At 36.4% G+C, this 4,156-nt stretch carries 2 protein-coding genes; both read left to right on the top strand.

Annotated elements, in window-relative coordinates:
- Positions 1–349 precede the first annotated feature (349 nt).
- On the top strand, positions 350–1,081 hold the full coding sequence (locus F6K22_RS34145) for a cytochrome c biogenesis protein CcdA (RefSeq protein ID WP_293108637.1): 732 nt from the start codon (positions 350–352) through the stop codon (positions 1,079–1,081).
- 797 nt (positions 1,082–1,878) lie between these two features.
- On the top strand, positions 1,879–3,285 hold the full coding sequence (locus F6K22_RS34140; protein ID WP_293108640.1) for a cytochrome c biogenesis protein: 1,407 nt from the start codon (positions 1,879–1,881) through the stop codon (positions 3,283–3,285).
- The last annotated feature ends 871 nt before the right edge of the window (positions 3,286–4,156 follow it).

Below are 4,156 nucleotides of genomic sequence, written 5' to 3'. Positions count from 1 at the left end.
TGAGTAGGAGAGGGGTCGGGGGAGAAGTCTTCCGGGTTGCTGAAACTTACCCACATTTTCAAGCTAGATGCGCTACTACACTCATAATCAAAATAAACAGTTGGACTCCCGTCGAGCAAATGATAGTAATACTAATTCGATCTAGTTTAGCTACAGTCTAGCTCTGATGACCAAACCAATACAATACTCTAGAGACAACGTGGCAAATTAGTTACCCTAGCATTATTTTTTAAATTTGGTATAAAATACCTTAGTTTGATAAAGGTCTACAAACCTTAACTACTCTAGTCTCTGTCAAAAACGCTATAAATACTCAACCGATAAAGCTCTATTAGTGAATAACTAAACTATGGAAACTATCCTAACTTTCCTTTACGAAACTGCCCAATATGCAAATACCCTGGTCAAAACTCAACTAACACATATAAGTTGGGCAAGTTTAGTCATCATCTTTGTCGCAGGTTTACTGACTAGTCTCACTCCCTGTATGCTTTCCATGTTACCAATAACTATCGGTTACATTGGCGGATATGAGACCAAGAATCGTATTCAAGCTGTTGCTCAATCTACTTGGTTTTCCCTAGGATTAGCGACAACTCTCGCTGGATTGGGGATTATAGCATCATTGCTGGGAAAAGTCTATGGTCAAGTAGGTATAGGATTACCAATTATTGTTAGTATAATTGCTATTTTGATGGGTCTTAATTTACTAGAAGCCTTGCCATTACCAATGCCATCTTTTGACAGTATGGGATGGATATCTCCAGATTTACCTAAAGGAGTACGTTCATATTTATTGGGTTTAACATTTGGTTTAATAGCATCTCCTTGTAGCACTCCTGTATTAGCAACATTATTAGCTTGGGTTTCGACTACTGGAGATTTGATTTTAGGTGGAATTTTATTACTATCTTACGCTATGGGTTATGTAACACCTTTGATTTTAGCCGGAACTTTTACAGCTAATATTAAAAAATTTTTGGAAATCAGAAAATGGTCTAGTTGGATTACGCCTGCTAGTGGTGTTTTATTAGTTGGTTTTGGTGTATTTTCACTTTTGTTTAGAATTGTACCAGTATAGCGCTACGCCCAAGGCAAAAGTCCAAAATGTAAAAGTCAAAAATAATCTATGACTCAGATGTGAAAATTGAGAAATTTCCGCGCCCTTTGCTTTGATTGCTATAACTTAAAAAGTTGTCTAATATCAAATTAACTAGCATCGTTACACTTAGTAAATAGTAAGTATTAAGTAATCAGTAATCAGGAGGAAACAGAAGCGCGAAAAATTTTTGGGCAATTAGGTGGAGCGGACAATTTTTTGAGACCTAATTAAATGGATTTGATATAAGTTATATACGCCCAAGGCAAAAGTCAAAAATAATCTATGACTCAGATGTGAAAATTGAGAAATTTCCGCGCCCTTTGCTTTGATTGCTATAACTTAAAAAGTTGTCTAATATCAAATTAACTAGCATCGTTACACTTAGTAAGTAGTAAGTATTAAGTAATCAGTAATCAGGAGGAAACAGAAGCACGAAAATTTTTTGGGCAATTAGGTCGAGTAGACAATTTTTTTAACGTTTAATTAGGGCTTGCTGATTAACTATCAAAGCCTTTACAGATAATTTTTTTAGCCTTTTGGGGTCTAAAAAAGTGCAAGCTTTTAGCTCTCTCAGGTTCAAAAATTTAGTATTTTAGGCGCATAGTTGGGCAGAAAAATCAAGGGACGATTCTTCCTCCTACCTCCTCTATAATTCCCCGTTCCTCCTGACTCCTGACTCCGACTCTTACCCTTACTAAAACACTTTTTCAGCAAACCCTAATTAGACCTACCTAATTACAACAAAAAAATTGTTGAAACTTATAGGAATTAAATTAATGGATGTTCAAGATTCAGAATTAAATGGAAAGCTAAATCCTTTCAAAATATTTAGACGAGAAATATTACCATTATTAGCAGATTTACGGTTAGCGATCGCTCTCCTTTTAATCATAGCTATCTCTAGTATTTCCGGTACAGTTATAGAACAAGGTGAGTCAATCCCTTTTTATCAAGAAACCTATCCAGAAAAACCAGCATTATTTGGTTTTTTAACTTGGAAAGTAATTTTATTATTAGAATTAGATCATGTTTACCGGAATTGGTGGTTTTTATCAATATTAATATTATTTGGAGCCAGTTTAACCGCCTGCACATTTACCCGACAATTACCCGCCCTAAAATCTGCTAAACGCTGGAAATTTTACAATAAGAAACAACAATTTGAAAATTTAGCATTAAGCGCCGAAATAGAAACAGCTTCCTTAGATTCCCTAGAAAAAATATTACAGCAAAAGGGTTATCAAACATCTAAAGAAGGAGATAAACTCTATGGAAGAAAAGGCATTATTGGCAAAGTCGGTCCGATAATAGTTCATGCCAGTATGCTAATAATTTTAGCAGGCTCGATCATCGGCTCAATGACCGGATTTATCGGTCAAGAAATAGTGCCGAGTGGAGAAACATTTCAAGTTCAAAATATTGTCGATGCCGGAATTTTTGCTGAATCACAAATTCCCAAAAATTGGTCAATTAGAGTCAACCGTTTCTGGATTGATTATACTCCCGAAGGAACAATTGACCAGTTTTATTCAGACTTATCAGTATTAGATAAAAGTGGCGAAGAAGTAGATAGAAAAACCATATTTGTTAATCAACCCATGCGGTATCATGGAGTGACAATGTATCAAGCAGATTGGGGGATTTCTGCAGTTCAAGTCAGAATTAATAAAAGCCCTATTTTTCAGTTACCAATGGCAAAATTAAATACAGCAGGAGGGGGGAGAATTTGGGGAACTTGGGTTCCTACAAAACCAGATTTAAGTGAGGGCGTATCTTTACTCGCAAAAGACTTACAAGGAAATGTATTAATTTATGATGGTAATGGTAAATTAGTTGCTAGCGTGCGAGAAGGAATGTCTACAGAAGTGAGTGGTGTGACACTATTTGTTGACAAAATTATAGGTAGTACAGGTTTACAAATAAAAGCTGACCCTGGCATTCCAATTGTTTATTTAGGTTTTGGTTTATTAATGTTGAGTGTGTTAATGAGTTATGTTTCTCACTCCCAAATTTGGGCTTGGAAACACAACGAACGACTTTATATAGGGGGTAAAACCAATCGCGCTAGTGTGGTGTTTGAACGAGAAATGTTGGAAATTTTAGACAGATTAGAAATTGAATCAAAAGATTATGGGAATGTATCGCCTGAAGACCAACTTTTCCCAGATTTTGGTGGAGGTTGACTTAATCCAAGAATAACTAATTGAAATACACGGTTACTAGTCCTACGGTGCTATTAGACATCTCCAATAATAAAAAATAAAATCAATTATCCCACATAAATCATCAATTTTTTCTCCCTACTCCCTACTCCCTGCTCCCTACTCCCTCTTTTCTGGAGATGTCTATTGGGTGACACCGCACAATTACCGAAGACTCACGACTCAAGTTTCTGCTCGATCACAACATAATTAGGGCTTGCTGATTAAATATCAAAGGATTGACAGATAAAGGCTTTAGCTTTTTTTGGAGGGAAAACAGTGTAAGCTTTTCGGTCTAAAAAGCTCATGTATGTCAACATTTTGAGCAGACAACGGCGGAAAAATCACTCTTACAATTGTTCCGACTACTTCCTCTATAATTCTCCTAACTCCTGATATCAAATCCGCTCGGGTTCGGTATAAAAAATTTTTTATCTTCACCCAAAGTGCCAATATTTCTAAATTCTCTTCCCTCCTGACTCGTGAGGACTGACTCCTGAGAACTAGATTAACTATCTAAATTATACCGATACTACCGGATTTGATATGACTCCTGACTCCTACCATTACTGAATAATAAATAATAAATAATTTGCGCCTTGAAGCCTCCCCTTGGATAGAGGAAAAAGCGGTCGTTTGCGGAGTATGACCTAGGATGGGATGGCGAAGTCTCCGTTCCCTCCGGGACGCTACGCGAACGCTAGCCTCCAATCGACCAAGAGAAAAGAAAATATTCCTTATATTCAATTCCCGTACGGTTAAAACCCGAGGTAATTATCAATTATCAATTATCCATTATCAATTAATCAACATGCATACTTTTTCGGCAAACCCTAATTAGGAAAAGCATCTT

Origin of the sequence: Okeania sp. SIO2F4, assembly GCF_010672385.1 — a bacterium.
GTDB lineage: Bacteria > Cyanobacteriota > Cyanobacteriia > Cyanobacteriales > Microcoleaceae > Trichodesmium.
The sequence above is the reverse complement of the archived record's forward strand: the minus strand, read 5'-3'. Positions and strand labels throughout refer to the sequence as shown.

Excerpts from the sequence above, each read along its gene's own strand:
- F6K22_RS34145 (WP_293108637.1), top strand. The coding sequence starts at position 350 with ATGGAAACTATCCTAACTTTCCTTTACGAAACTGCCCAATATGCAAAT.
- F6K22_RS34140 (WP_293108640.1), top strand. The coding sequence starts at position 1,879 with ATGGATGTTCAAGATTCAGAATTAAATGGAAAGCTAAATCCTTTCAAA.